The 24,018-nt window shown below is 34.5% G+C and carries 14 protein-coding genes; 5 read left to right on the top strand and 9 right to left on the bottom strand.

Annotated elements, in window-relative coordinates; genetic code table 11:
* Window positions 1-22 precede the first annotated feature (22 nt).
* The 5 genes from EYY60_RS06895 to EYY60_RS06875 form a co-directional block, all read right to left on the bottom strand.
* Window positions 23-721: a response regulator gene (locus EYY60_RS06895; protein ID WP_132988652.1), complete on the bottom strand. Its 699-nt coding sequence runs from the start codon at window positions 719-721 to the stop codon at window positions 23-25.
* Entirely contained in the window at window positions 711-2,768 is a 2,058-nt protein-coding gene (locus EYY60_RS06890) for a tetratricopeptide repeat-containing sensor histidine kinase (protein ID WP_235832302.1), read from the bottom strand. Before EYY60_RS06890 ends, EYY60_RS06895 begins: the two co-directional genes overlap by 11 nt.
* Before the next feature lie 98 nt (window positions 2,769-2,866).
* The gene (locus tag EYY60_RS06885) at window positions 2,867-3,097 is read right to left on the bottom strand and encodes a hypothetical protein (RefSeq protein ID WP_132988650.1); all 231 of its coding nucleotides are present in this window, start codon (window positions 3,095-3,097) and stop codon (window positions 2,867-2,869) included.
* A gap of 178 nt (window positions 3,098-3,275) precedes the next feature.
* Window positions 3,276-4,175 (bottom strand): LytR/AlgR family response regulator transcription factor, encoded by a 900-nt coding sequence (locus EYY60_RS06880; RefSeq protein WP_132988821.1) that lies wholly within the window; start codon window positions 4,173-4,175, stop codon window positions 3,276-3,278.
* 255 nt (window positions 4,176-4,430) lie between these two features.
* Window positions 4,431-5,972, bottom strand: a complete 1,542-nt coding sequence (locus EYY60_RS06875; RefSeq protein ID WP_132988649.1) for a glycine--tRNA ligase — start codon at window positions 5,970-5,972, stop codon at window positions 4,431-4,433.
* A 203-nt stretch (window positions 5,973-6,175) separates the two neighbouring features.
* On the opposite strand from EYY60_RS06875, the gene EYY60_RS06870 reads away from it, so the two are divergent.
* Window positions 6,176-6,754, top strand: coding sequence for a ComF family protein (locus tag EYY60_RS06870; protein WP_132988648.1), 579 nt, complete (start codon window positions 6,176-6,178; stop codon window positions 6,752-6,754).
* A 105-nt stretch (window positions 6,755-6,859) separates the two neighbouring features.
* Here the strand turns inward: EYY60_RS06870 and EYY60_RS06865 are convergent, their stop codons facing one another.
* Entirely contained in the window at window positions 6,860-9,535 is a 2,676-nt protein-coding gene (locus EYY60_RS06865) for a zinc-dependent metalloprotease (protein ID WP_132988647.1), read from the bottom strand.
* Between the two features lie 195 nt (window positions 9,536-9,730).
* Here EYY60_RS06865 and EYY60_RS06860 point away from each other — a divergent pair, with 195 nt between their 5' ends.
* The 4 genes from EYY60_RS06860 (at window position 9,731) to EYY60_RS06845 (ending at window position 13,426) form a co-directional block, all read left to right on the top strand.
* Window positions 9,731-10,660 carry a bifunctional riboflavin kinase/FAD synthetase gene (locus tag EYY60_RS06860; RefSeq protein ID WP_132988646.1) on the top strand — a complete coding sequence of 310 codons (930 nt, stop codon included), beginning with the start codon at window positions 9,731-9,733 and terminating at the stop codon, window positions 10,658-10,660.
* 118 nt (window positions 10,661-10,778) lie between these two features.
* Window positions 10,779-11,216, top strand: coding sequence for a hypothetical protein (locus EYY60_RS06855; protein ID WP_132988645.1), 438 nt, complete (start codon window positions 10,779-10,781; stop codon window positions 11,214-11,216).
* Window positions 11,217-11,388: 172 nt separating this feature from the next.
* On the top strand, window positions 11,389-12,477 hold the full coding sequence (gene bioB, locus EYY60_RS06850; RefSeq protein ID WP_132988644.1) for a biotin synthase BioB: 1,089 nt from the start codon (window positions 11,389-11,391) through the stop codon (window positions 12,475-12,477).
* A gap of 82 nt (window positions 12,478-12,559) precedes the next feature.
* Window positions 12,560-13,426: a cupin-like domain-containing protein gene (locus EYY60_RS06845; RefSeq protein WP_132988643.1), complete on the top strand. Its 867-nt coding sequence runs from the start codon at window positions 12,560-12,562 to the stop codon at window positions 13,424-13,426.
* Window positions 13,427-13,497: 71 nt separating this feature from the next.
* Here the strand turns inward: EYY60_RS06845 and EYY60_RS06840 are convergent, their stop codons facing one another.
* The 3 genes from EYY60_RS06840 to EYY60_RS06830 form a co-directional block, all read right to left on the bottom strand.
* Entirely contained in the window at window positions 13,498-17,247 is a 3,750-nt protein-coding gene (locus EYY60_RS06840) for a T9SS sorting signal type C domain-containing protein (RefSeq protein WP_162847858.1), read from the bottom strand.
* A 466-nt stretch (window positions 17,248-17,713) separates the two neighbouring features.
* Window positions 17,714-21,562 carry a T9SS sorting signal type C domain-containing protein gene (locus EYY60_RS06835; protein WP_132988641.1) on the bottom strand — a complete coding sequence of 1,283 codons (3,849 nt, stop codon included), beginning with the start codon at window positions 21,560-21,562 and terminating at the stop codon, window positions 17,714-17,716.
* Between the two features lie 154 nt (window positions 21,563-21,716).
* The coding region (locus EYY60_RS06830; RefSeq protein ID WP_132988640.1) for a T9SS sorting signal type C domain-containing protein at window positions 21,717-24,018 on the bottom strand (2,302 nt) is incomplete at its 5' end.

Genomic DNA, 24,018 nt, shown 5'->3' with positions numbered 1-24,018 from the left:
ATTTTTTATTTGAGATTTATATTTAAAAAAGCCCTTTGCTTTTAGCTTCTCTAACAAGTTCTTCATCAGATCCGCTTCTTATTTTAAGCAACTCTTTCAAATTGAGTTTTCGTTTTTCAATTGCTGCAAAAGAAATTGGTATATAATGCGACATTTCTTCTGTTCGCGTTCCTTTTGACAAATGAAATAAAATCTGCTTATCAAACTCATCAATTTCAATTGAATTATGAGGCGACTGATTCAGCATCTTAACTACTGACTGACTATAATATTTTTCATTCTTCATTACTTTATCAAAAGCAAAAAGAAGCTCATCAAAAGTCAAATCATTTTTAATAATAAGTCCGTTTGGATTGATTGTCCTGATAATCGTCTTGATTTTCAGAAGCTCGGTGTACATTGTAAGCAAAATTATTTTGCAATGCGGCATCTTTTTTAAAATCATTATTGCCAAATCTTCTCCTGAATAAAGCTCTTTCTCTTCGTAGGCTGGCATGCTGATATCTAAAAAAGCAATATCAAAATTTGGAGTTGCTTCACGTTCAAGCAAATCATAAGCCGATCTACAGTCATAAGCCTGAGCAATATGAAAGTCATATTCTTTCGGGTTATAACGTGTAATAGCATTTTTATATCCCTCAATGATAAAGGGATGATCGTCGACAATTAAAATATTTCGCGTGATTAAGTGCGAAATCGGAGCAGTTAAATCAAATGTCATTATTATGCAGGTTAATTTTTTGATCGATTGGGACTTTAACAACGAGAAGTGTTCCTTCTCCTTTAGCAGATTTTATAGTAACTATACCCTTACATTCTGCTGCTCTATATTGAATATTATGCAATCCGATTCCATTTTTGGTTTTTTTTGTATTAAAACCTTTTCCATCATCTGCAATAGAGAGAACTAAATGATTTATTTCACTTTTAAACTCAACTATAATCTTTTCGGCATCAGCATATTTATTGCAATTTTGAAGTGCCTCTTGTATAATTCTGTACAAATTAATCTTGACCGCATTACTAACAAGATCCCATTTTATATGAGAATCAAATGTCGTAATTAATTTTGAATCATATGTGTTTCTCTGATTTTCAAATAGTTTCATCAGGATTGCAACAAAATTATTAATTAATTCCGACTTTTCTCTATTTAAGTCATGCGAAATTTCACGTATGTCTTCTTCAATATGTTTAAGCTCTGTCAAATATTTTTTTCTTTTTGCTGCAGCTTGCGCTTCATCGACTTTATCAAGACTGTCCAAACTAATTCGCACTCCAAACATTCGGCCCAAAACGCCGTCGTGCAATTCTTGCGCAACCTTTTTCTTTTCCCTTATTCGGGTTGATTCAATTTCATTTTGCTGCGAAATCATCAAGTTGTAAATGTCTTCGTTTGCAATTTGTTGCTGCTGTTTAAAAAGCAATTCTCTGTTTTTTGCCTGTTGTGTCTTATAAACATAAAAAAACAAACCAACCAAAGTACAAATACTAAAAACATAAATCAGCGTCCTGTTTTTTTCTTGAAGATTCGAATTTTGATTTTTTATTTCATTGGTTTCATATTCGATTCTAGAAAATTTCTCTCCCATTTTTCGCTCAGATTTGAGCATCTTTTCATTCAAATTAAAATATTCCTTAGAATAAACAGATGCATTTTTGGGATCGACAATAGCAATTTGCTTAAGTGCTTCCAAAGTATTTTTTCCAATACCTAAACTACGAGCTAAAACCAACGACTGTTTTGAAAACTGAATCGCCTTAAAAGTATCTTTTTTAAAAGCATAAAACTCAGACAGATGAATTCTGCTTAACACCGCCGCCGATTTCAATCCTGAACTATCTCTAATTTTCAAAGATCTTTCAAACTGATCCGGAAGTCCGGTAAAATCTCTTAACTTAAATTTAGAATAAGCAAGATTGTCTAACAACATTGCATACAAAACATTTTTTTCCTGAAATAGATTTTTCTGATTTAACCCTTTTTGAAAATATTCTTTTGCTTGCTCATAATCATTCAAATTGATATAAACAAAACCAATATTATTCAATGAAGTTGCTTCTAATTGCAATTCTGAAGGAATTGTTTTATCCTTTAAAACTGCTATCGCCTTTTTATGAAATTCCAGAGATTTGTCATATTCTTCCCGATCGTTATATAAGATTCCCAAAAGATTGTAACAATCATAAAGGAGATCATTTACATTTTTTTGTTTTTTTAAAAGACTCAAGGCTTTAAAAACTCCAATTTCGCTTTCAAAAAAATCTCCTTCATTGTACTGAAGACTAGCCTTGCTTAAATAAGTCTGCGCCAAATTGTATTGATCATTAATCCTCAGATAAATTTTTTGAGCTTTAAAAAAATTCAGGAATGCGCTATCAGGAATACTTTGCGTACCATAAAAATCTCCCAAATAAGTATAAGCTTTTCCAATACTTACAGAGTCTTTTGCACTAATTGAACGTGCTAAAATCAATTTTGAAATATCACGATATGATTCTAGATCTTTCATATTGTAATATCTATTGGCAACCTTAAACAAGTTCGCTCTATTTATAGAATCGTTATTCTCATCGATTATAACAGAAAAGGCTTTTTTCGCATATTTCTGTTTCAATTCATAAGGCAAATTGATGTCATTTGCTAAAGACAAATAAGTTTTCAGACTGTCTTCTGCCGAAACAGTTGCTTTGTCTAGGCTTGTTTTCTTGTTGCATCCCAACAAGATGAGTAATAAAAACAATACTATTTGTGAAGTTTTTTTCAATGTCTGTTTTTGAATTTTACCAAAAATAATAAAACTACAGACACAAAAAAAGGCTGTCCTCATTTGGCAGCCTTTTTTTGTATAATTAAACTTGGTTTTTAGTCAAGTTTTATAGTGTTTCCTAGAGATTGTCTGTCTTGACGAAATCCTTCAGATTGGTTGTTTTTTAAATCATTAGTTGTAGTATGAAAGTCGACTTTTCTATCACGTCCAGTTGACTGATTCCCAATGATAGTATCTTGCTCAGCAGAATTTGTTATTGGAGCTGCAAAAGAAGTTGCAACTACTACTAAAGAAAATAATCCGAATGTTAAAGCTGTTTTTTTCATGACCTGAGGTTTTAAATGTTTTTGATTTTTTTTGTCTTTGGGGCTGACCGCTCTCTGCGAATCGATGATGTAAAATTATACCCATTGACAAAAAAAATTTACATGAAAAATCGAGTTTATGGTAGATCATGCCCAAATGATAGTCACTGGGCGTCAAATTCGTGTAAATATCTAATATTTAGACCTCTATATAATTTCCTGCAGTAAAATTGGCAATTATTAGATCAACATTTCCTTTGTAAGTTTTAGAAAAAGGAATCTTTTTAGGAGAGTTTTTAATGTAACAAACTGAGTTTCCGTTATGAATACGAGAAATGTAATTTTGGTTGATGATGTAACTGTTGTGAATCCGCACAAACGGATGTACTAAAATACTTTCAAAATGCTTTAAGGTTTTGAAAGCTGTCACCATTTCGCCTGAACTTAAATAAATATCTGTCGAATTATTATCGGCCTGGAAGTAACAAATATCTGCAGCATTCATATAACGATAATCTCCATACGATTTTATACAAAGTATTAATGGCTTTTCGATAATTTGTGGCACTTGCCATTCTTTGACAACTATCGAAGCTTCTTCTTTTTCGGCAATTTGACTCTCTCCTTCATTTAAAGGCATTATTTCGACAGTTGTGGCACTTTCTTTCACAATCTCGGCATGTGGCTCAATTTCGATAGTTTTTTGCTCTTTTGCCCCTAAAAACGATTTTTCAAGTTTCAAAAGTGTTTTTACAACATCGACATGAGTCAAAGGTTTGATAATATAATCAAAAACGCCGTATTGAATTGCGTCAAAAGCAAAATCTTTTTTAGAAGTTGTAATAATGATTTTCGGAATCACCGATAAATAACGATACAATTCCCCAATAAAAGCCAAAGACAAATTACTCTGCGCATTCTCAGAATCAATTTCTAAGAAAACAAAATACGGTTTGTGTTCTAAAACCAAATTCAGCCCGAGCTGATAATTCGTAGCAGAGGCTATAAAAGTTAATTCTGAAAAACCCTCTGCAACAATTCTGGTTTTCAAAACACTCTCAGCGTCATTGTCAATTATGATGTACGAATATTTTTTCAATTTGGTTTTAATCAATTTTAAAAGTGAATCATCGCATTTTATAGCAATCCATTCATTTTCCAATTTTGTGTATGATGCGCAATTAAATTTACGCAATTCATTTATGCAAACATTTCATTGTTAACACATTACGTCAAAATGTTAATACATAAAGACGAAATGCATAAATGTTCGACGAAATGCACTTTTCAAAAGTAAAAAAATCCCAAACTCCAGCTAGGAATTTGGGATCTATATAGTGTTAATTAACAAAAATTACATTTTCATCAACCAGTTTTTCATTGAAACTTCGTTTTCAATAATACTTCTTAATTCAGAGATTTTTACACGATCTTGTTTCATTGTATCTCTATGACGAATAGTTACAGTTTCATCTTCCAAAGTTTGGTGATCAACCGTGATACAGAAAGGCGTTCCAAGAGCATCTTGTCTTCTGTAACGACGACCCACTGCATCTTTCTCATCATAAGCCACATTGAAATCCCATTTCAAATCTTCGATTATTTTTCTTGAAATTTCTGGCAATCCATCTTTTTTAACCAATGGAAGAACCGCTGCCTTAGTTGGCGCTAAAACTGCTGGCAATTTCAATACCGTTCTAGTTGAACCATCTTCCAAAGCTTCTTCTTGCAACGATGTTGCAAAAACAGCCAAAAACATACGATCAAGACCTACAGACGTTTCAACTACGTATGGCACATAGTTTTCATTCAATTCAGGATCAAAATATTGAAGCTTTCTTCCTGAATATTCTTCGTGCGCTTTTAAGTCAAAATCTGTACGAGAGTGAATTCCTTCAAGTTCTTTGAAACCAAAAGGGAAATTAAATTCAATATCTGCAGCTGCATTTGCATAGTGCGCTAATTTTTCGTGATCGTGGAAACGGTAGTTTTCTTTTCCTAATCCTAAAGATAAGTGCCAGTTTAAACGTGTATTTTTCCAGTGCTCGTACCATTTCATTTCTTCTCCTGGACGAACGAAAAATTGCATTTCCATTTGTTCGAATTCACGCATACGGAAAATGAATTGTCTTGCAACAATTTCGTTTCTGAACGCTTTTCCAGTCTGTGCAATTCCAAAAGGAACTTTCATACGCCCCGATTTCTGAACATTTAGAAAGTTTACAAAAATACCTTGTGCCGTTTCTGGACGCAAATAAAGATCCATCGCATTTTCTGCAGATGCTCCTAGTTTTGTTCCAAACATCAAGTTAAATTGTTTAACCTCTGTCCAGTTTTTAGAACCTGTCTCAGGATCAGCGATTTCAAGCTCTTCGATCAAAGCTTTAACATCAGCTAAATCACCAGCGCCCAAAGAACGTCCTAAACGCTCTCTGATTTCTTTTTCTTTAGCCAAATATTCAATTACACGAGCATTTGTAGTCACAAATTCCTCTTCGTTGAATGCATCGCCAAAACGAGCTTTTGCTTTTTCGATTTCTTTTTTAGCCTTCAGATTGATTTTTTCAGCATAATCTTCTACTAAAACGTCAGCTCTATATCTTTTTTTAGAATCTTTATTATCAATCAAAGGGTCATTAAAAGCATCAACGTGGCCCGAAGCTTTCCAGGTCGTTGGGTGCATCAATATTGCCGCGTCTAAGCCGACAATATTTTCATTCATCTGAACCATTGATTTCCACCAATATTCACGGATATTCTTTTTTAATTCGACACCATTTTGTGCATAATCATACACTGCACTCAATCCATCGTATACTTCGCTTGACGGAAAAATAAATCCGTACTCTTTTGCGTGCGAAACCACATTCTTAAATAAATCGTCTTGTTTTGCCATAGTGATGCAAAAATATAAAAATCAGTTTTAAAAAAAAGAAAAATAATAAAGATTGACAGGCTGTTTTTGTTATTTTTGTAACCAAATTCTTTCTATTTGTGTTTAATTTCATAATAAATCTATTTTTCCCTAAAGTTTGCACTGGCTGCCGTCAAATTTTGCAGACTAATGAGATTGTTTTATGCTCGAAATGCCGCCATGAAATGCCTCTGACACAATATCATTTGAATAAAGAAAACGAAGCAGCCAAAAAATTTTATGGAAAAATAGAAATTGAACATGCATCAGCTTTACTCTATTTTATAAAAAAAGGAATTGTTCAGGAACTTATTCATAATTTAAAATACAAAGGTCATGAAGAAATCGGGACAATTTTGGGCTTTTGGTACGCCGAGGATTTAAAAGAATTAAAACTAAATCATCCGTTTGAAACTGTCATTCCTGTACCGCTTCATCCGAAAAAATTCAAGGAACGCGGTTACAATCAAGTAACAACATTTGCAAAAGCGCTTTCAGAAGGGCTAAATCTCACTTTTGATGACCGTATTTTGTTCCGAAAAAAATATTCCAAAACACAATCCAAAAAGAATCTTTTGGGAAGAACAGAAAACATTGAAAACATATTTGATGTCAAATTTTCCGAAGAAAATCACCACAAACATTTTTTAATTGTTGATGATGTTTTGACAACTGGATCAACTCTGGAAGCATGCTCAAAAGCAGTATTGAAAATTCCGGGAGCAAAAATTAGTATTGTCTGCATGGCGATGGCAAACTCGTAGAATCTTAAATTCCAAAAAAAACTAACTCAAATAAAAATTCCAAATTTCAATTGAAAGGCTTTTCGATTGAAATTTGGAATTTAATTTATTGAGATTTTTAAAATTTTAGTTCACTATTATCTTTTTTACTGTTCTTCGATTTCCATCAATAACCGTTACCAAATAAACTCCGGCTGAAGTGCTATTTGGAAGCTGAATATTTTGATTAAAATTTGATGTCAAATCAAAGGTTTTTGAGTAAACTGTTTTTCCTAAAATATCATGTACAAATATCTTAACTCCTGTTTCAGCTTGACTTTCAAACTGAATCGTAAAATTTCCCTTATTTGGATTTGGATAAATACTAAAATCAATATTTTCAAAATCTGGTGTTGCCAAAGTATAGGTTTGACTACAAATGTTTATGGAAGCTGAATTTAAAGTCCCGAAATTTCCAACCACAGCATCTCTGACTCTAAAAGTCCACGTTCCCTGCGCATTCTGACCATTAAAAGCACTCAATACATCAACAGGCAAAACGATTTGTTCAGTCGTTGCATTACAATCTAATGCCGCACCTGAATCGTTAAACTGCATTGCTAAAGTAGATTTTGTCGATCCGCAATTTTTATTGAACAATCTAACGACAGTTCCAGCTGGACTAACTATTTGAAGTTCTATATCAGAAAATTTATCGTGTGTTATATTCACAGAAACATCTACATCTGTTACTGTCGCATCAGTTGCCGGAACTGTTATTGTTCGAGTAACAAATGTCGTTGTGTTAGGAATTGAGAATGAATTTCCAAAACTATACGAATCACAGCTTGCTGTTGAAGTATATCCAACCGCAAACGCCTTGCTGTTTATGGCATAAAAAATATTTCCTGTTGGTTCAATCAAAATTCTGCAATTTTTAGATGACGGAACACTTGTTGGCAATACAATAGTTTCACTACCATCATTTGCCGTGTTTGATACCAATGTTATAGGAAATGTCAATCCTCCGTCAGTAGATAATTTGATATTTACAGTTGATGAACCTGGAAGTGAGTTGGTATTTTTTACATCCCAAGTTACAGTTTCCGACAAACCTTGCCACCAACTTACATTATCATTTGCATGAGAAGTCACTGTAAACGGACCGGCCGTTGAAACCACATTCACAACCATGTCGTCAGTATTCGTCTGAGCTGAACCCTGAGCAGCATTATCACGTCCTGTCAAAGTAAAATGCAATGTTCTTGCAATTGATGAAACAGATTCCCATGTCGTGGTGAGTCTATTTTGAAGAACATAATCAAGCTTTGGCATATAGCGAACTGTACCTCCTGCAGTTGGAATTACCGAACGAAACAATGGACCATCTGGTTTTGTTGGATAAGCAATACTAGTACTTCCTGAAGTTGTGGTCGCATTATCATTTTCTTCCCAAGTATAAGTAACCGAATCTCCTTCGGGATCTGAACCGGTTCCAGTTAAGACAAAGGCAGTACCAATTGGAATTGTATAATCATTTCCAGCATTAATCGTGGGTGGGTTATTTGTTATGGCTGTATTTACCGGACAACTTTTTGAAGCCAATGTATTTTGAATCTGCCTAATACTTACATATGCAAAATAATCATCAGAAGTATTTTGAATATCATAATCACCAGTAACTCCTGCGTAAGCCATAATAGTAGAACCACTTCCTGGTTCAACATTTACGCTTGTTCTTTCTTCAGAATCATACGAAAAAGTATGATTTGCACCTAATTGATGCCCGAATTCATGCGCCACAAAATCAATATCAAAAGTATCTCCTTGTGGTTTTGCATCTGAAGGAGATGTGTAAGCGCTTCCTTTTCCTAAAGGCACATTTGTCGTTGGATTTGTACACACACATCCAATACAACCTGCGTTTCCTCCACCGCCCGAAGCGCCAAATAAATGCCCAATATCATAATTTGCATTCCCAATCACATTTGTTAAAGTAGTTTGGACTTCTTGATTCCAAGCTCCATCAGCACCTGTTGATGCATTTGAATACGGATCTGTAGTTGCATCTGTATAAATTACAGCATCATTATTATCAATCAAAACTAATTTTACTGCCAAATCTTTATTGAAAACGCCATTTACACGAGTCAATGTAGCGTTCATTCCCGCAAGTGCCTGTGCTTTTGTTCCGCCAAAAAATGCCGTGTATTCTCCAGTACAAGAAAGTGCAAGACGAATTGTTTTGAAAATCTTGGCACTTGATGCTTCTTTCGCGGTTTTTCCCGTGTTAGTATTAGTCAAAAGTGCATCATCTGTTTTACAGATCAGACTTTTTGAAGTCGAAGATTTTTTTGAGAACAAAACATATTCTGTTTTATCATCTGGATTTGCTTCAATGAATTCAGTTGATTTATCTGAACGAAAAACCATAGTTTGTAATCCCAAAGGCGAAACACTAAAATGAATTTTAGCCAATTTATCATCTAAACCGCTTCCTTCATAAGATCTGATTTCTGGATATTTGGCTTGAAGTCCTGATTCAAAATTTGAAGATTCCCAAACTGTAAAACGTTCTAAAATACCTGAAGAATTTGGAATTGTAATTTCAGACGTATTGCTTTTTGATCCTTTTCCGGTTGCTGACGCCAGTTTTGCTTGAAGAAGTTCTGAATTCAATTTATAGTATTTATCAGAATCTGAAGCGTTTATTCTTTTGCTCAACGCAGAATTTCCGCTTACTTTTTGCCACAAATCATTGTTTTGAGCACTTAAAACAGTACAGTTAAAAATAAGAAATAAATAGAGTAATTGTTTTTTCATATCAAGTGGCATTTATAAATCAAAATTAAGTCAATTAAATGAAATTCTTACATATAAACGACATTTAACGTTTTTTAGTCGACGAGTTGGTCAATTTTCACAAAAAGAAACCTCAGCAACTCAAAAAAATCAATTCGGCTTAGTGTCAAATTTAAAATAGATAGTATAAATTTGCAGCATCTTAAATAATTTGTTTTGAAGCTCTTTCATTCTATAAACGATTTCCATTCGACCAAGAAAACAATTTTAACACTTGGCACCTTTGATGGCGTGCATATTGGTCATAAAAAAATTCTTGAAAGAATTACGCAGAATACCGAAAATGGCAAATATGAAAGTTTAGTACTTACATTTTTTCCGCATCCAAGAATGGTACTGCAAGAGAAATCAGAAATAAAGCTTTTAAACACAATTGCCGAAAAAACAAAACTTCTTGAAGCAACAGGAATTGAAAATCTGGTAATTCATCCATTCAATGAAAGTTTTTCAAGATTAACTGCCGAAGAATTTGTGAAGTCAATTTTGGTAGATCAATTTCAGATTCAAAAAATAATTATCGGGCATGACCATCGTTTTGGAAGAAACAGAACTGCAAATATTGACAATCTAATTGCCTTTGGTTTGGAATATGGTTTTGAAGTTGAGCAAATTTCGGCTCAAGAAATTCAAGATGTTTCTGTTAGTTCTACAAAAATCAGAAAAGCACTTGATGAAGGAAATATTGCTCTGGCCAATGATTATCTTGGCTATGATTATTTTTTAACTGGGGAAATTGTCAAAGGAAAACAATTAGGAAGAACAATTGGTTTTCCAACTGCAAATATTCAAATTGAAGAAGATTATAAATTGATTCCGAAAATCGGAGTTTACGCTGTAAAAGCAATTGTGAACGAAAAAGAAGTTTTTGGAATGATGAATATTGGATTCAATCCAACTGTAAATGGGCAAAAACAAACCATTGAAGTAAATCTTTTTGATTTTGATGCAGATATTTATGGGCAAAAAATTGAGGTTTCTTTGCTTCATTATCTTCGTGAAGAACAAAAATTTGGATCTGTTGATTTATTGAAAGAACAATTAAATCAAGATAAAATCAACGCCCAAGCATTTATTAGCCAACTTTAAAATTTTTGACCGCATAGTTTTGGCGTTTTTTAAATCATCGTAGTTATTTTTTTAGTAAATTTGATATAGAACTCTGTTTTCCAAATATTTACTATTAACTTCTTTAAAAATAACCACTATGAAACTACCTAAAGAAATTACCAACGGGTTTTTGATTTTCATCGGAATAGGCATTTATTTTTTATTGATGAATCTATTGGGTCTAGCAGATTTGTTTTATTTACGTACCCTAAATATCTTTTTTATCTTTTATGGCGTAAACAGAACGATGCAAATGAACCTGCATGAAGGAGAAACCAATTTTGTGTCGAATGCCGTTTCTGCCATGGCAACTTCAGTAGTTGGCGTGTCAATGAGCGTTTTCGGATTACTTGTTTACAGCTATGCACGTGGCGGAGATGCCTATGTACAAACCTTATCTGAGACTTTTATGTTTGGCGGAAATCCTTCTGTTCCAACTTATTGCATTTGCTTGCTTTTTGAAGGAATTGCCTCTTCGGTCATCGTAACTTTTTTGATGATGCTTTACTGGGGCAATAAATATGTTGCCGATTAACATTTCAAAATAAAAAATAACATTTAGCACTCTAAAATCATAGAATTATACATTTTTATGATTTTAGAGTGTTTCTTTTTTGAAAATAGCTGTCAAATATTCATTTACAAAACACTTCATTGGTTGATTAGAACAATTTAACTACTTTTGAGACTTCAAAAACAATGTATCAATGAGCATTACAAAACACAATTGGACTAAAGACGAGATAATCGCCATATATAATAAGCCTATAATGGATCTTCTGTATGAAGCTGCAACCGTTCACAGGAAAAACCACGATCCGAATGTAGTTCAGGTATCGACTTTATTATCTATCAAAACTGGAGGATGTCCAGAAGACTGTGGTTACTGCCCTCAAGCAGCACGTTACAACACAGGCGTTGAAGGAAATGATTTAATGAGTGTAAGCCAAGTGAAAGCGCAAGCTTTGCGTGCAAAATCAAGCGGATCATCTCGCGTTTGTATGGGAGCTGCTTGGAGAAACGTAAAAGATGGTGAAGAATTTGATCAGGTTTTAGAAATGGTTCGTACAATTAACAAACTTGACATGGAAGTTTGCTGTACGTTGGGAATGATTACTGAAAACCAAGCACAGCGTTTAGCAGAAGCAGGTTTATATGCTTACAACCATAATTTAGATACTTCTGAAGATTATTATAAAGATGTCATTTCAACGCGTGCTTTTGAAGACCGTTTAGAAACCATCGAAAATGTTCGTAAAACGAATGTTACCGTATGTAGCGGTGGAATTATTGGAATGGGCGAAAGCATCGAAGACAGAGCAGGAATGCTTGTGGCGCTTTCCACTTTAAATCCGCAACCAGAATCAGTGCCAATTAATGCATTAGTTGCTGTTGAAGGAACTCCGATGGAAGATGAAAAACCAGTTGAAATCTGGGAAATGATCAGAATGGTTGCTACAACTAGAATTGTAATGCCTGATACTCAAGTTCGTTTATCAGCAGGAAGAACAAATATGAGCCGCGAAGGACAAGCAATGTGCTTTTTTGCTGGAGCAAACTCAATTTTTGCTGGAGACAAATTGCTTACAACGCCAAATCCTGATGTTCATGAAGACATGAAAATGTTTGAACTTTTAGGATTAAATCCACAAAAACCTTTTACAAAAGTTTCACAGCCAAAAACAGTTGAAGCTGCTGATTCACAATTTGCACCATTGGGAGAAAAACCAAAATGGTCAAGACCAGGACATACAATTGAACGAAATATTGAACATTCGATTAAATCAAAAATTTAAGTAATAGCGTTCATCTTTCTCGACAAATATTTTTAAATTGCTTATAACATAGAGTTATAAGCAATTTTTTTATTTAATTAAGATGAAGTTAAAACAAATCGAAAGGGTAAAAAAAATCTCAAAAGCTGATTTTATTTCCCAATATGTCAAAAAACAAATTCCCGTTGTTATTGAAGAGTTGACTGAAGATTGGCCAGCTTATCATAAATGGAAATTATCCTATATAAAAGAAATCGCAGGCGATATTACAGTACCATTATACGATGACCGACCTGTTAATCATAAAGATGGCTTTAATGAAGCCCATCTGAAAATGAAAATGAGTGATTATATAACGCTTTTAGAATCAAAACCTACCAATTACCGCATCTTTCTTTATAACTTCATGAAAGAGGTTCCCTCTTTAAATAATGACTTTAAATGGCCTGAAATTGGCTTACGATTAGTCAAGCAAATGCCGATGCTATTTTTTGGGGGAGAAAACTCAAAAGTCTTTATGCATTTTGATATCGATTATTCGAACATTTTGCATTTTCATTTTCATGGCGAAAAACAATGCATGATTTTTCCACCAAATCAATCAAAATTCATGTATAAAGTTCCTCATGCCTTGATTTCAAGAGAAGACATCGATTTTGATAATCCAGATTACGAAAAATTTCCAGCTCTAAAAAATGCTGAAGGCTACATTACCAATCTCAAACATGGAGAAATGCTTTATATGCCCGAAGGATATTGGCATTATATGAAATATCTGACTCCAGGATTTTCGATGAGCTTGCGTTCCTTTCCACAAAACATCTCTAATTTATCAAAGGCCGCATATAATGTTTTTATCATGCGCCATTTTGATATTTTGATGCGAAAGCTAAAAGGCCAAAAATGGATTGATTACAAGAATAAAAAGGCAATTACAAATACACATGAAAATCTTCGAAAGAGTGTGTAAACAATATTTATTTAGAATTCAAAAAGCAGTTAAGATTAAAATCCTTAACTGCTTTTTGAATTCTCTTGTTTTTAAAATGCTACTTTTTTTGTTGTAGTGTTTCCATTCTCCAAAGTCACTTTCACCAATAAAACCTGGTTCGCAGAACGGAAATTCAATATTTGCAATTCAGTTGCATTAATATTTTTCTTTTCAAAAAGAAGTCGACCCGAAAGGTCAAAAACAGCCACCTTGCTTATTGACTCTTTAGTAGATATTACTTTCATGTCGTTTGATTTTATCACAACCTTTATCTTATTTTCATCACTGACAACCTCATCAATTCCTAATGTTTTATCAGTATATCGAAGTACGAATCGGTCAGAAAAAGTTCCGATTTCTGTACTAAAAGTATAATTGCCTTTACGTAAATCATGGATTTTACCCAATTTTTTATCTTCTAAATAAATAGGCTGAATGGTTAATTTGCCATCAACCTGATAAATCGAAATTGTAAAATCCCCAGCAAGTGTAGTTCGATAACCTAACGGAACCATATCAGTACTTTTAAAAGGCAAAGCACGTCCTTGAATTGCTAATTTATATTCTTCGTTGATACTATAAAAGTCCAAATATTTATTTCCGTCAAAACTATTTCCATCGTATTTTTTGTCGTATTCGTTTGTTGCTCCTTCGATGTAACCAACTAACAATTGTTTGTAAGCACCTTCAGCATTGGTCATATTAAGCCAAACTCTATTTTTTTCGATTGTTGACTCTTTTGATTCTCCATTAATTTTAAAAAATTGAGAATTTGTATTGCCACCTCTTCGCATTGAATTATTAAAAACTATCGTTCCATTGCCTATAGTTTCAGCAAAAAAAGACTGTCCTGCCGCAATATAACCAAGCGGAGGGTAACCATTATTACCTGGTTTGGTTCCTGAAGGAGCTGCACTTCCAGTTCCCACACCTCCTGTTAAATTATAGGTTGCATAATCGTCTGTTGCATATTGGTAAGCGCCAACTAAAACAACAGGTGTGTTATGCGTCCAGAAATACAAAGTCCCATCAAGTAATGTTTTATTTGCTTCTATAAAATCATCTGCATGAAGTGCAGAAGGATAAGGGTTTCCTATCAAATAAAATTTATTTGCAGTCACGGTTTCTCCAGTAATATCGCCATTATTTGGAGTGCCAATGAAAACTGTCGCAAACGGATTTCTTACCGTATTTGAAAAAGTTTCTGGTCCGCGAATTATATATCCTTTTCCAACAGTCATTACTTTATTGGTGGGCTCTCCTACCCATTTTGTACCATCGTAGCTAAAGAATTTATCAGGATCTGTTTGAGACGAAACATCTATCAACTTATGATTTTTCACTGGCGAAGACCAATACACATAATCAGCTTGTCTAATTGGCTGGCTATTTCGTTTATAATGAATAATACCTGTATTCAAATTATTATCAGGACTTGACTGCAATATACTTGCTCCTTCTGCAAAAGTTAAGCTTCCATCGGTGACATGAATACCGTTAACAACATTCAAGGTTTTACCATTCTGAATGGTTACAGCTGCTCCATTACTTATGGTACAAGAGCACGCATTAATATCGTTACCCAAATTGTAATCTTCTTGAAAATCTACAATATTATTTATTGTAGGCGGGATGCCATAAGACCAAGTTGTCCCATTCCAAGTATTAGCTTGTATAGTAATTTCTGTGGAATATGTTATCAAACAACTATTATCAATTGCAAATTTGTATTTTCCAGGAATTAAACCTGAAATTGTTATTGAATTTCCTGAATAAGGGTGATTTGTAATTAAGGTTCCGTCAGATTGTAAAATATTTCCTGAACCCGATAATCCGCTTAATACAATACTTCCGGTAGGAATATTACAAGTTGGCTGCGTAAAACTCAATATTTGTGGCGCCGGCGGATTGGGATCTACATCAATTCTGGTTTCGATTGAGGCCTCTTCAGCGCAAGTTCCATTTTTCACAACAGCTCTATAACTTGTACTTGTGGTCAAGATTCCTGGCTGATATGTAACTCCTGTATGAGCAATAGTTTGCCAAACATAAGGAATTGCTTCTGCATACTCCCATCTAACGATTGTTCCAACATAATTGTTCAATGTCAATAGCGGACTTGAATTCCCTTGACAAATATGCAAACCTCCATTTACAGCTCCGCGTTCGGTTTTTGTTGCAGTTGTTGTATTGCTTGCACTTGTAACTGCCACACAACTATTCGATGAATATTTAACCGAAACTGTTTTATTTCCGTTAGTCAGCCATTGCAGTGTCACCGTACTGTTTGTTGATGAAATCCCGCCCGAAATAATCGTATAATCTGTTCCCAAAATTCCAGGAACTGTCCAAACATAATTTGTTTGTCCTGCTTGTGTGGCATAAGTAACATCTGTATTAACACAAACTGAAGATCCCGGTTGAGCAGAAAAAGTAGGCACTGGAATTGGATTCACTGTTACGGTAGTTGCTACTGAATTTTCCGAAGCACATCCTCCATTTTGTACAACTGCTCTAAATTGAGTTGTTTGAGTAAGAGGACCAGAAGTATACGTCGTTGCGGTATTTGTAATTGGTGTCCAAACAGAAAATGGACTAACTGAAGATTCCCAATTTAAAACAGTACCTGTATTTCCTGTCAAAGTTAAGACACTACTTGTTAATCCGCTACAGATTGTAGTACCCCCTCCAACAGTTCCTCCAACAGATGGTGAAGAAATTACTATTGAAGCCGTGTTACCTACTGTTATATTTGAAAAACAATCACCAGATGTCAATTTAGTAATTGTAATATCTCTGGTGCTAGCAGTATTAAAACCTGATAACACAAAGCTTCCTGAACCAGCTGTTGTTACATTCATCGAAACGGTTAACCCAGTGTTTGTCGGATTGCTAAGATTATAAGTTACCGTATAAGTCCCAACAGGCAATAAAGCAGATGTCGAAGTTAATAGTATAGTTGTATTTCCTGATGAAGTACATACAGGAGATGCTGACACTCCTGTGATATTATAAGTTGGACATGTATAGCTTATAATCATTTGACCGGATGCACCAGCTCCACCAACTTGTGGACCACCTAAAAGTGAATTCATTGCGCCTCCGCCTCCGCCTCCCGGAGAAGACCCTGCATTTCCTGCGGCATTTCCTAAAACCAAACTTGTTATCCCTAAACCTCCTGCACCACCTCCGGTATCTCCGCCTTTTCCACCGGCACCAGAACCTTGTAATAATCCTATAACACCGGTACTTCCTGCTCCACCATCGACACCTGAAGTTTTTTTTATAGAACCAAATGAATCTGTATCTAATCCTCCCTTACCACCGGCGGGAGTTCCTGCTGAATTATTTGGTGTACCACCTTTTCCGCCGGCCGCTAAAAGAATACCTTCATATCCCACAATAGTAGAATTCCCACCTGAAGCTCCATTGGCAGTAGCACCAGCTACCTTAATACTTAAGCTAGTACTTGGTATCGTGGCAATTTTTCCTTTTACATAAGCACCGCCACCGCCGCCTCCACCGCTGCGTCCATCTAAAGTAGCTCCGCTAGCACCACCACCAGAGCCACCTGCTCCCCAAGCCTCAACATCCATTGAAGTGACTCCGGCGGGAACATATAAAGTTCCATCTGATGAATAGGTATGGGTCTGTGCATACAAAGAGCTATAGAAAAAAAACAGCAGGCAACATAATTGCATTTTTTTTATGCAAGCAACTACTTTTTGGTGCTTCGAATAAACTAAAATTGAACTCGAAAATTGGAAAGAAAATAACGATATAAGTAGATTTTTTTTCATAATGTGGCATTTTAAAAAATTAAAAAAAGAATCTAGCGGATACAGAATCATCTTTAATTATAAATACCTCAAAGCAGTAACAAAATACAGGGCGTACTCTGAAACTTATACCAATACAGAAACAAAACACTATTGTTTCTAAAGTGAAGCATTAAAATTAAAAATTAGATTTAAGGCAGATAAAAGAGACTTATTATTTTCTGCAGAAGTCAATTAAATGTATTACAACGGGCTTTTATGTTGTTTGTCGAATCAAAACAATAACAAGGTACGATTTTATTTACAATAAAATAAAATTTTAACTTATAAATCAAGACTTTAACATTATTACCCCACAATTAACTCGACTGATATGAAAAGAAAAACAGATGTTAAAAGGCCAATTATCCATTTTTAATTCCTTTAGAATACAAAAAAAACCACCCCAAAAGGAATGGTTTTTTATAATTGAATTGAGTTTATACGCTTAGAAAATAACTTTTGATGATGTTACGTTTCCATTTTCCAAAGTCACTTTTACAAATAAAACTTGGTTTTTAAAATTAAGATTTTCAATGCAAAAAGCAGAAGCATCAATTTTAGTTTTTTTATAGAGCATTTTTCCTGTGAGATCGAAAATTGAAGTTTCCTTAATAACCTCTTTTGATGCGGAAATATTAATTTGTCTCTCTTTCACCGAAACAAAAACCAAATTTTCAGCTTTTTCAAAATCATTGACGTTTAATTTTTTGTCAAGGTATTTTAATTCAAATCTAGTATCAAAAGTTCCTTTTCCAGTTTTAAAGGTATATGGTGAATCTTTCAAATTATGCATTACATTTAATTCTTTGTCTTCAACATAAATATTTACTTCTGAAAATTCATTGTCAATATGATCAATACTTATGCTGAGGTCACCTTCAATTTTGGACATATAACCAAGTTGTACTGAATCGGTTTCTTCAAAAGGAAAAGCTCTACCTTGAATAACTAAGTTTTTATTTTCTGATAAACTGTACAAATCAACAAACTTATTACCGTTGAAAGATTCTGCATCATAACTAATGTCATAGCCATTTGTTGCGCCTTCAATGTAGCCTATCAAAATCTGCTTAAAAACACCTTCGTCATTTTTTAAATTAAGCCAAATTCTCTGTCTTTCGCTATCCTTTTTTGTGTTTGCAAAGAGTTTTGTTGGTTTATAAAATGAGGTGTTTTTTTCCTTCATTCGCATCTTATCATTAAACTCAACCGTGCCCAAACTTAGACTTGAAACAAAAAAAGCTTGCCCAGCTCCAATTGTATTATCTGGAATTGTTTCGTTAATACCATTCGACAAGGCGCCACGAGTTCCAACTCCTCCCAACAAGTTATAAACGGCATAATCGTCTGAAGTATATTTATTATTAGTTATGGGTGTGTTATGTGTCCACAAATAAATTATTCCTTTAATTTTTGAGGTATTTTCCTTTAAAAACAAATCAGCGTTGAGTGTCGAAGGGTATGGATTTCCTATCAAATTAAAGCTATCCGCAGGTCCCATATTAACCTCTATTTTTCCATTGTGTGGCACTCCCTTAAATGTTGCTGTATAAATTTTAGGAATAGTTGCAGAAAAATCCTTGGGACCTTGAATAATATATCCTATACCAGACGCCATGGCATTTGAATTGTTTTCAGATTTCCAATTTTTCACATTCGGATTATAGCTTAAAAATCGATCTGAAACAGTATTAGGCGAAAGATCAATTAATTTCTGATTTTCCACGGGAGATGACCAATATGTATAATCTGATTTTAAAATAGGAGATGAATTACGTTTCAAATGAATGATTCCTGTATTGATTATATCACCATCATACTGATATAAATTTGCCGAATCTTCTAAAATCAAAGTGCCTAGACCAGAATATGCGAACTCGGTACTCAATGTATTTCCACTCAGCAAAGTTACTTTTTTGCCTTCATCAATAGTACAACTACAAACATTTGATGTTGTCAAATTTGGATAGTCTTCTTTGAAATACAGTTCCTTTCCACCAGACGGAAAACCATTTGACCATGAATTTCCATTCCACGTTGTCGCTTCTAAACAAAGCTTTAATCTCGCAATTCTGTGTTTGGAAATTCCTGAAACCGAATTAAAATCACCTCCAACCAAAAGTTTATAATCTGATGAAAAACACATCGCATAAACTTTATTGTTTAAGCGGGCATCAAATGAAACATCGACAGCACCAGATTTTAACAATCGCATTAACCGTAAAGCTGCTCTGCCGTCATATGTTCCTGAAAAAGTTCCACCAACTAAAATACGATCATCAGGCTGCACTAAAATACTTCGAACATCTCCTTTACTAAAACCTAAACCCGACTCGAATGTATTATCTAAACTTCCATTTGAATTGAGTCTTAAGATTCTTTTTTGTGCAACTTTGTTAAAGCTTATAAAGTTACCTCCTACAATTATTTTTTGATCAGACTGTAATGCTAAAGCATAAACATTATTGTTGAAACCATCACCTATGTTGAAGCTAGTATCAATACTTCCATTGGAATTCAAACGGATCAAATGCGAATATTGAACTCCATTAAAAGTACCAAATCGGCCTCCTAGCAAAATTTTTCCATCAGGCTGAATTAAAATGGCCTCTATAATACCATCAGCGCCAGATCCTCCGTTGAAACTACTATCTCTAGAACCATCTGGCATAAGCCGAATAATTTTTCCCGCATTTACATCATTATATTTTGCGAAGTTGCCCGCCACAATAATTTTTCCATCAGATTGAATCGCCATTGCATAAACTTGAGTATTAAACCCAGAAGTTACATTAAATGAGGGATCAACAGTTCCGTCGGGCAAAACTCGGACAATTCGATTAATCAAGGTTTCATTATATTTTGTAAAATTTCCTCCTAGAATAATTTTGCCATCTGATTGCAAAACCGCTGTTTTAATTAAATTATTAGCGCCTAATTGCCCCGAATTAAATTCAGGATCAGATGAGCCATCTTCTAAAAGTTTTGTAATTCTTGATGCTATATTGTTGTTGAACTTTTTAAAATTGCCAGTTACTATACATTTCCCATTTTCTAAAGGAAGAATTTTAAATACCGAATTGTCAAAACCAATTCCTGATGCTAAATATCCAGTATCATACTCTCCATCTGAATCAATTTTTGCCAATTTCCCTTGATTCAAACCATCAAAAACAGAAAATGAACCTCCAATATACCAAGCTCCTTCAGCATCGGTTTCTAAAACAAAAACCGATGCTGATGCTGGACCTGCCCCAAAGTCAATATCATTTTTAAGAAAACCTGAACTATCTAAATAGCAAACTCGATTAACACTACTTCCATTATAATTTCCGGAAAAAGACCCTCCGATCATGATATTTCCAAAAGAATCAATTTTACAAGCGTAAACTATACCAGAATTGAATCCTGTTCCAGTGACGAAAGTAGGATCAACAGTACCATCTGACATAAGTCTAATAATTCGATTTGCAATGCCGCCATTATAAGTGGTGAATTTTCCTCCGAGGATAATCTTACCATCTGATTGAACTTCCATAGCATTGACTTCCGCATCAAAACCTTCTCCAATAGTAAAACTCGTATCAAGTTGACCATCATTATTTAAACGAATAATTCTATTAACCGGAATATTGTTAAAAACAGTAAAATTCCCCGAAAGCAAAATTTTTCCGTCTGGTAAAACCTTAACATTTGTTACAGTAGATTTAAAACTTGATGAAAAAGAAGTGTCAAGAGCGCCATTGGTAAGAATTCTGGCAACATAACTTTTAGCAACACTATTATATTTTGTAAAACTGCCCGTTATGATTATTTTTCCGTCTGCCTGCAATGCAATACCATAAACAATTCCTGTTTCGGCACCAATTAAAGTATTAAATGATGCGTCATAACTACCATCAGTATTTAACCGAATAAGCCTGCCCGCACTTATGCCATTATACGAAGTAAAACTGCCTCCAACGATTATTTTACCATCGGGCTGAATATATGTTGCATATACTTTCCCGTTGAAACCAGTTCCTGTATGAAAATTTTCGTCGATAGAACCGTCTGGTTTTAATCGCGTCAAATAAGGTGATGAACTTCCGTTTAGGTTTAAATATTCACCTCCAACTATTAAATTTTGATCCGATTGTAAAGACAAAGTCTGAACCGGGGCGTCAAAACCATCACCAATTAAGCCGTCATCAAGAGTGTTAAAAGTAACATCGACTTTTCCTTGTTGTCCGTAAATAAAGATATTTCCTAAAAGTATAGTCGAGAGTACTGCGTAAAGTAATTTTCTAATCAAAATCAAATCAATAAATAATTATACGAATTTTCTTAAAATTAAAAATTGGCTTATATATTTGCAATACCCACTTTTAGTGATTTTTTTAAAAGAAAAAAAGCCACTTCTAAAATTAAGAAGTGGCTTTTTTTCTATTTGAAAATTATCTTTCTAGTTATTGAAAAATTAATTTTCTAGTTGTTTTATATCCGTTTTCAAGCGTTATATCAATTAATAAAACTTGGTTGCTTGATTGTAAGTTTGAAATTTGCAATTCGTTTGAACCTACTTTCTTTTTGTCATAAAGCAATTTTCCAGCTGTATCAAAAACAATAACTTCTTTAATGGTTTCATTTGAAGACAGTACCTTAATCACTTTATCTTTAACAGAAACTGTAATACCTTTTTCAGTATTTTCGAAATCTCCAGTTCCTAAAGACTTATTGGTATATTTCAAGACAAGTCGATCTCCAAAAGTTCCAATTTCAGTATTGAAAGTAAAATTGCTCTTAGTCAAATCATGGATTGTTCCAGTCTTTTTATCTTCAATAAAAATAGCTTGAGAAGTCATACTTCCATCAACATGATCGATCGAAATGGTAAAAGCACCTGCAATCGTTGTACGATAACCTAGTGGCACTTCATCAATATCTGTAAATGGCAAAGCACGTCCTTGAATAACTAATTTTTGATTTTCATTAATACTATAAAAATCTAAATATTGATTTCCGTCGAAAGTTTTTCCATCATATAACCTCTCATAGTTATTAGTTGCACCTTCGATATAAGCAACTAATAATTGTTTGAAAGCTCCTCCATCGTTGGTCAAATTTAACCATACACGATTTTTTTCAATTGTTGCTGTTTTTGAGGTTTTTCCTGGTTTAAAGAATTGTCCATTCGCATTACCACCAGACGAATCTTTACTTCTTCGCATTGAATTAGTATAAGTAACATTTCCTGATCCAATAGTACCTGCGAAAAATGCTTGCCCTGCGCCAATATAACCACTTGGAAAATTATCATTTGGATCATCAAGATCTGTATTATCTTTTGATGGAGCTGGAGATGTTCCAGTGCCTCCGCTCAAATTATAAACAGCATAATCATCAGTGGTATATTGATAAGCACCAATTAAAACTACTGGAGTATTATGAGTCCAGAAATATAATGTTCCGTCCAATAATGTATTATTGGCAGTAATGAAAGCATCTGCACTTAGCGCTGAAGGATATGGATTTCCTAATAAGTAAAATTGTCCTCCAACCATTGTTTCACCGGTAAAAGTACCATTTTGTGGCGTTCCTATAAAAACACCTGTAAAATCAGTTTTGGTTGTATTTGAATACGTATCAGGTCCTCTAACAATGTAGCCTTTACCAGCAGTCATTACGGTAGTTCTTGGAGTAAACACCCATTTAGTACCATCGTAGGCATATAATTTTGACGGGCTAGTAAATTGTGAAAGAGCCGCCAAAGTTTGATTCTTAACTGGCGTTGACCAATATACATAATCCGCTTGACGGATTTTGCCGGCATCACGTTCATAGTTAATACTTCCTGTATTTAAAGTATTACTTGTATTGCCTTGCATTAAATTCGAGCTAGTTTTAAAAGTTAAATAACTTCCTGAAACCACGTGAACTCCATTTGTAACCGTAAGCGTTGTTCCAGAATTTACTACTACTTTTGCTCCGTTGCTAACGGTCACAGAACAATAAGTCGCGTCTGCTGCCACGGTATAATCACTTGCAAAATCCACGTAATCATCAGATGTTGGATTAGAACCATATGACCATGAAGTACCTCCAGTGAATGTATTAGCAAGTATTGCTACTGGTGCTGAATAAGTTGCTGTACAACCATTATCTAAAGCAAATCGATACGTTCCTGGCACTAATTGATCTATTGTTGGTGTACTCGAAGTGAAAGCTCTACTAACAACTGTAGTTCCATTATCTACAAATAAATTTCCAGATGCTGGCAAACCACCTAATGTTACACTTCCTCCTAACGCTGAACAAGTTGGTCTTATTACTGTTCCAACAGTTGGCGCCGGGTAATTTGGCTTAATTGTTAAAGCAGTAGTTGCTGTATTTGAGCATGTTCCATTTGAATAGGTATAAACAACTGTTACATCTCCCGCATTACCTGCGGTCACAACTCCTGATCCATCGATTGTTGCTGTACCTGTAACTGGGTTTATTGACCATGTTCCTCCAGTTGTAGCGTTTGTAAAGGCTGGTGTTGTTAGGCCTGTACATACTGTTGTTGCTCCGCCAGCTATTGGGGATACTGTTGGAAGTGGATTTACCGTCACCACTTGCGAAATGCCTCCGTTTGTGGCAGTACACGGCGAAGTAGTATTCTCTATTCTCACCCAATACGTAGCGTTCCCTGTAAGGGTCGGAGTGGTATATGTAGACAAGGTGGCTCCTGAAATCGGGTTTGTCCCAACTACAGATCCTGTACCCCAT

The organism is Flavobacterium zhairuonense, from assembly GCF_004352915.1.
Classification (GTDB): Bacteria; Bacteroidota; Bacteroidia; order Flavobacteriales; family Flavobacteriaceae; genus Flavobacterium; species Flavobacterium zhairuonense.
The sequence above is the reverse complement of the archived record's forward strand: the minus strand, read 5'-3'. Positions and strand labels throughout refer to the sequence as shown.

What these genes read in the sequence shown, in the direction of transcription:
- EYY60_RS06895 (WP_132988652.1), bottom strand. Translation starts at nt 721, where the DNA reads ATGACATTTGATTTAACTGCTCCGATTTCGCACTTAATCACGCGAAAT.
- EYY60_RS06885 (WP_132988650.1), bottom strand. Translation starts at nt 3,097, where the DNA reads ATGAAAAAAACAGCTTTAACATTCGGATTATTTTCTTTAGTAGTAGTT.
- EYY60_RS06875 (WP_132988649.1), bottom strand. Translation starts at nt 5,972, where the DNA reads ATGGCAAAACAAGACGATTTATTTAAGAATGTGGTTTCGCACGCAAAA.
- EYY60_RS06870 (WP_132988648.1), top strand. Translation starts at nt 6,176, where the DNA reads ATGCCTCTGACACAATATCATTTGAATAAAGAAAACGAAGCAGCCAAA.
- EYY60_RS06865 (WP_132988647.1), bottom strand. Translation starts at nt 9,535, where the DNA reads ATGAAAAAACAATTACTCTATTTATTTCTTATTTTTAACTGTACTGTT.
- EYY60_RS06855 (WP_132988645.1), top strand. Translation starts at nt 10,779, where the DNA reads ATGAAACTACCTAAAGAAATTACCAACGGGTTTTTGATTTTCATCGGA.
- bioB (WP_132988644.1), top strand. Translation starts at nt 11,389, where the DNA reads ATGAGCATTACAAAACACAATTGGACTAAAGACGAGATAATCGCCATA.
- EYY60_RS06845 (WP_132988643.1), top strand. Translation starts at nt 12,560, where the DNA reads ATGAAGTTAAAACAAATCGAAAGGGTAAAAAAAATCTCAAAAGCTGAT.
- EYY60_RS06840 (WP_162847858.1), bottom strand. Translation starts at nt 17,247, where the DNA reads ATGAAAAAAAATCTACTTATATCGTTATTTTCTTTCCAATTTTCGAGT.